This is a genomic window from Acetobacter lambici, assembly GCF_011516885.1.
Classification (GTDB): Bacteria; Pseudomonadota; Alphaproteobacteria; order Acetobacterales; family Acetobacteraceae; genus Acetobacter; species Acetobacter lambici.
In genome coordinates, this window is sequence record NZ_WOTD01000083.1 from 1 (window position 1) to 4,937 (window position 4,937).

General features: G+C 53.2%; 5 protein-coding genes. All 5 read left to right on the forward strand.

The genetic code is table 11. The features are described 5' to 3' along the window. Window positions 1-269 precede the first annotated feature (269 nt). The 5 genes from GOB86_RS14640 (at window position 270) to GOB86_RS14660 (ending at window position 4,779) form a co-directional block, all read left to right on the forward strand. Window positions 270-527, forward strand: coding sequence for a type II toxin-antitoxin system Phd/YefM family antitoxin (locus GOB86_RS14640; RefSeq protein WP_198912057.1), 258 nt, complete (start codon window positions 270-272; stop codon window positions 525-527). Further along, window positions 524-958: a growth inhibitor PemK gene (locus tag GOB86_RS14645; protein WP_165993357.1), complete on the forward strand. Its 435-nt coding sequence runs from the start codon at window positions 524-526 to the stop codon at window positions 956-958. The genes GOB86_RS14640 and GOB86_RS14645 overlap by 4 nt, the downstream gene beginning before the upstream one ends. A gap of 63 nt (window positions 959-1,021) precedes the next feature. Further along, window positions 1,022-1,276, forward strand: a complete 255-nt coding sequence (locus GOB86_RS14650; RefSeq protein ID WP_165993359.1) for a hypothetical protein — start codon at window positions 1,022-1,024, stop codon at window positions 1,274-1,276. Next, a complete protein-coding gene (mobF, locus tag GOB86_RS14655) occupies window positions 1,273-4,443 on the forward strand; it encodes a MobF family relaxase (RefSeq protein WP_165993361.1) in 3,171 nt (1,056 codons plus the stop codon). Before GOB86_RS14650 ends, mobF begins: the two co-directional genes overlap by 4 nt. Window positions 4,444-4,455: 12 nt before the next feature. Continuing rightward, on the forward strand, window positions 4,456-4,779 hold the full coding sequence (locus GOB86_RS14660) for a hypothetical protein (RefSeq protein WP_165993363.1): 324 nt from the start codon (window positions 4,456-4,458) through the stop codon (window positions 4,777-4,779). The last annotated feature ends 158 nt before the right edge of the window (window positions 4,780-4,937 follow it).

Here is a 4,937-nt window from a genome sequence, read left to right on the forward strand (position 1 = left end):
TGCGCAAGACCTATATCAAGACATCAGTCTTACATCAACTCATTCTCGCTTCTGCTGTCGCAATACATCAGGTCTACATCACATCAGTCTCAACAAAAAAACTTTTCCATATACAAATGCACCCTTTTGGGTGCGGCCCCTGCGGGGCCACTCAGGAGGATTAAAAAAACATCATGAGGAACGAAGAAATTGCGCTGGTCTATGGTTTGTAAGGTTCGTATAATGCGAAAGTTACATACCCTTACATCTGACCAGTAGGAGAGCTGACAGTGCGTGTTTCCAGTGCAGAGTTCATCCGCAATTATGGCATCATGACCGATCAGGCCCTATCAGAAGCCGTAACGATTACCCGTAATGGGAAGGACAGGCTGGTGGTGCTGTCTGCTGCTGAATACCAGAGGCTGCTCGCCAGATCCCGCCGTGTTGTTCTGCCTAACGAATTGAGCGAGATGGATATTGAAGCTATCGCAGCGACCGAGGTGCCAGATAGTTATGCCCACCTGGATGCAGAGATCAGCAACCAGTGAGCTTCCCGGACCCGATACCGGGACTTGTAATTCGGTATTCCTACCTGTGGCGTCGGGAAGCAGATCAAGGGCAGGAGGAAGGCCGAAAGGATCGTCCATGTGCCATCATTCTCACAACCCAGAATGATGCGGGCCTGACACGGGTCATTGTCCTGCCTGTTACACACTCACCCCCTGTAGCCGGGCAAACCGCCATCGAACTTCCACACGCCACCAAGCAGAGGCTTGGACTGGATGATGCGCGATCGTGGGTCGTCATTACCGAGGCAAATGATTTTATCTGGCCCGGCCCGGACCTCAGACCAATCGGAAAAGACCGATCTACGGTCGCTTACGGCGTTCTGCCGCCATCGCTGTACCGCACGATCAGGGATGCTTTTGTGAGTGAAGCAAGGCGTTCGCGCAAGGTTCTCGTCTCCAGAACGGACTGAAGAACCGTATTCACAACTGAACCGGCCATACTCATTCCATCTTATTGGAATGGAGCTTTGGACGTGGTGGATTCAGGTCAGCAAAAAATAGCGGATCTTCTGGTGACCCTTCTGTCAAAGGGCGATGTCATGGGGAAGGATATCAAAGATATCCTTAAGCTGGTCAGTCCCGCAGACGATGATGACGAAAGTGCGAAGATCTCTGAGGCCCTCGCTCAAATGGCCAATGCTATTTCTGGGCTTTCTGACACGCTGAGTGGTGTAAAAGCATCGGTCGACGACCTGGTTAAAGTCACCAGAGATCATGGCGCGTCATGATTACCTTCCGTAAGCTGACAGCAGAAGGCGCAGGGAAACTGATTGTCGCATATCTGCGCGAACATCAGCTGGAGCCAGAAAACGATGTGCGGACCGACCGTGATCTGGAGAAAAACACGGAAAGCGGCGAACGGCTCAATTCTTATTACACTGGCCGTGAGGGCAAGGGCGCGTGGGCTCCTCATATCGGCGGCAGGATTGCCGACCAGTTAGGCATTGATACAACCAAGCCTCCCACTGATGAGGGACTGGCGCGCCTTTTTGAGTGTAAGAGGGCCGATACGGGTGAAAAATGGGCTGGAGACCATGCCAGTCGGAAAATATCGGGTTTTGACTTCACAGCCTCGCCGGATAAGTCAGTTACACTCGCGGCCGAGTTTGCTGAGACCAAAGCGGAGCAGGCCCTGATCTGGCAGGCTATCCATCTCGCAAACGATCGGGCGCTGGCTTTAATTGGTAGCGAGATTGGCATTGCACGCCGGGGGAAAGCAGGGGCAGGTCTTGAAGAGGAAGGTGAGGTGGCATGGATTTCCTTCCGTCATTATACCGCCCGTCCAGCGCTGCATATTCAGGATGGTGAGGCGGGTGCGACTGCATCGGTGGAAATACCGGTTCCCGGTGATCCGCAGGCGCACATCCATAACGTCATGCTTAACGCTGTGGCTGCCGAGAGCGGGCACCTTGGGTCATTGGACAGTGCGCGCCTGACGAATGTTACGGCCCATCTTTATGGGGCGTATTTCCAGGCGGAGCTGGCGCAGGAATTGCGTAAGCTTGGTGTACAGGTTGCCCCAGATGCCCGTGGAAAAGCAGTCGTCATTGAAGCTATCCCCAAGGAGGCCTGCGAGGCTTTTTCAAAACGATCACGACAGGCAGAACAGCAGGCCAAGGCCTTTGTGAAACGTCAGGGTGGTAACTGGAACACTATGACGGCTGACCAGAAGTTCAAGGTGTTGCATCAGGCCAATCTGGCGTATCGTTCCAAAAAATACGATGGAACAAATGACCGGGAGATATGGCGCGAGCAGGCCAGAGAAATGGGCTGGGAGCATAAGACCGTTCTCACTGATGAGAAGCCTCGGGAACTATCTCAACAGGAACGGTTTGAAAAGGCATACGAGGTTGCCGCTAGACTGCTTGCTGAGGAATTTCGTACTGCAGCCGTGCTGGACAAGAACATGTTCCGAGTTCACGCGGCGCATGGCCTGATCGCGTCAGGGATAGCATCCAGTGCGGATATCGACCGTGTGGCGGAGATGATTAAAGAACGGGGCATCATGATGAATGGTGAGATGGTCCTGTTTGTTGAAAAGGAACGCGACCGTCTGGTTCAGGTCGCGACCACGGCTCAGGTGGCGCTTGAAGAGGAAATGGCTGATCTGGCTGGCCTCGCGTCCAGAACACAAACAGGGGTGTTGTCGAGCGAGCAGATTGCGGCGGCAATTGCGCGTTCGGGATTGGATTTTGAGCGCGAGCCGGACCATGGCAAGGCACAGCTTGCTGCCATCTATGCAATGGGGGAGGCTGGCCAGCTTGCCTTTCTGACGGGTGTTGCCGGGGCAGGGAAAACCACCCTGCTTCAACCGTTGGTGGATGCATGGAAACAGGATGGGCGGCACATGGTCGGAGCAGCGCTGGCATGGCGTCAGGCTGACGCCCTGTCGGATGCAGGCATCGAAGAACGCCATGCCCTTGCGCCCCTTCTGAGAAAAATTGAGGATGGGAGCCTTAGCCTCGACCCGGATAGCGTTCTGGTCCTGGATGAAGCGAGCCAGATTGCACCAGGTCAGATGTTACAGATCCTGCGTTATCAACAGGAAGCAGGATTCACCTTGCGTATTCTGGCGGACCGTGAACAGGCGCAGGCGATTGAGGCAGGTGATGCTGTAGAGCTGCTCATGCGTGTGCTCCCCAAAGAAGCACAGCCGGCACTTCTCAGCACGGTTCGCCAGAAAACGGCCCGCGGACGTGAAATTGCAGGTTTGTTTCGAAGCCCCGGCCGTGATCTGACGCTTTCGGAAGCAAAGCAGAAAGAGCAGGACACCCAGCGTGCGCGACAGGCGATAGACATGAAGCGTAAGGACGGCACCTTCAGTCTTGTCGGGGGTGATCATACGCAGGTCGTGGAAAATATCGCGGACTTCTACCTTAAACGCCGTGACATGCTGACGGCGGCAGGGTCAAAGCGTGGCATTACAATGTCAGCTCCCACCAATGAAGATGTCATGGCCCTCAGTATTGCTGTACGTGAAAGACTGCGTATTCGAGGTGAAATTGGAAAAGAAGAGATCGTTCGGGCTGCCATAGACCAGAGAGATGAGGAATATGATTTACCCCTCTCAGTTGGCGATAGGGTTCGTCTTTTTTCACGGACAAACTGTTTGGTGCGAACGAATGATCGCAACCGTTGGCGCCAGTTGGGCAACAATGGTGATTTTGTCGATGTCAAAGGATGGAATGACAAAGGTATCGTTCTGAAGAATAGTCAGGGCGTCGAAGGTTTCGTTCCATGGGACCGTTTGGCCGACAGGAAAACAGGGCGGATCAAGTTAGGGTTTGGTCATGCTATGACCATTGATGCAGCCCAAGGGATTACTTCAGACGAACATATTAACGCCATGCCACGCGGCACAACGGCAATGACGGGGTTCACGGCCTATGTGGCTGAGAGCCGTCACGTTCTGACCTGTTGGACGAAGATCGCTGAAGCTCCGGTTACGGAAGCGGAAACCTTTTCCCGAGCATTGGGAGATAAGACGCCCGTCACGATTGAGGATATTCTGAACCGTATTGCTGGTGATATGGGTAAGCACCCATATAAGGCTCTGGCAATTGATCTGGAAGGCGTTGAACTGAAGTATCAGGATGATCTGCGGCGCTGGATTACACAGGCCCATGTCAATGAGAAGGCAAGGCAGGAAGGAAAGTCTCCTGGGGAGAAGCAACGTGCACGACAGGCGAGCCGGGGATTACGCGCGATAACGCCTGAACAATGGGATGATGTGAGCCGCAAACTCCGTCGACAGGCTTACCAGACCCAGAATATGGCTGAATCTATCAAGAAATCAGTTGATGGTCTGAAGCGTGATCAGAAGGAAAAGCATGCACGGCAACAGGAGCAGGTGCGAGATAGAGGCAGAAGCCGTAACGCCGAGCCGGGCTTGTGACAGGAGAAGGCCGTGATGGAAGATGATGTGATGGAAATGGAGCAGTTGATTGCAACTCTTGCCCCATTGATGTCGATGGAGCGTGAGGCTGAAAACTGCCAGAGTAGTGAGGAGTATCGTGCTTTTCGGCGACGTGTTGAAGATATTAATCAGGATGCCCTTGATGGATTGAGGCAGTTTATTGATGACCGGCCGAACTGGGGACACGCGGACATGCAGTCAGTTTATTACTTTCTTACAAAGCATCCTGATCTGATCTATTCCAGAACTGATCAAGGGGTTCTGGCAGCTTTGATTAATGAGGCATGGCGAGGGAAGCGAGGTTGGAAGGTCTAATAAACTCAAAATTGTCTAATACGAAAGAATAGCCGTTAGTCTGCAATGGGGGGGAAGCCGAATGTCTGCTTCAGAACTGGCCTGATCATAAACTGCCACCATGGGAGCACGTATAGTCCTTGAATTTTCCATGAGGATTTTTCAGATTCTGACACGTG

Excerpts from the sequence above, each read along its gene's own strand:
- mobF (WP_165993361.1), top strand. The coding sequence starts at position 1,273 with ATGATTACCTTCCGTAAGCTGACAGCAGAAGGCGCAGGGAAACTGATT.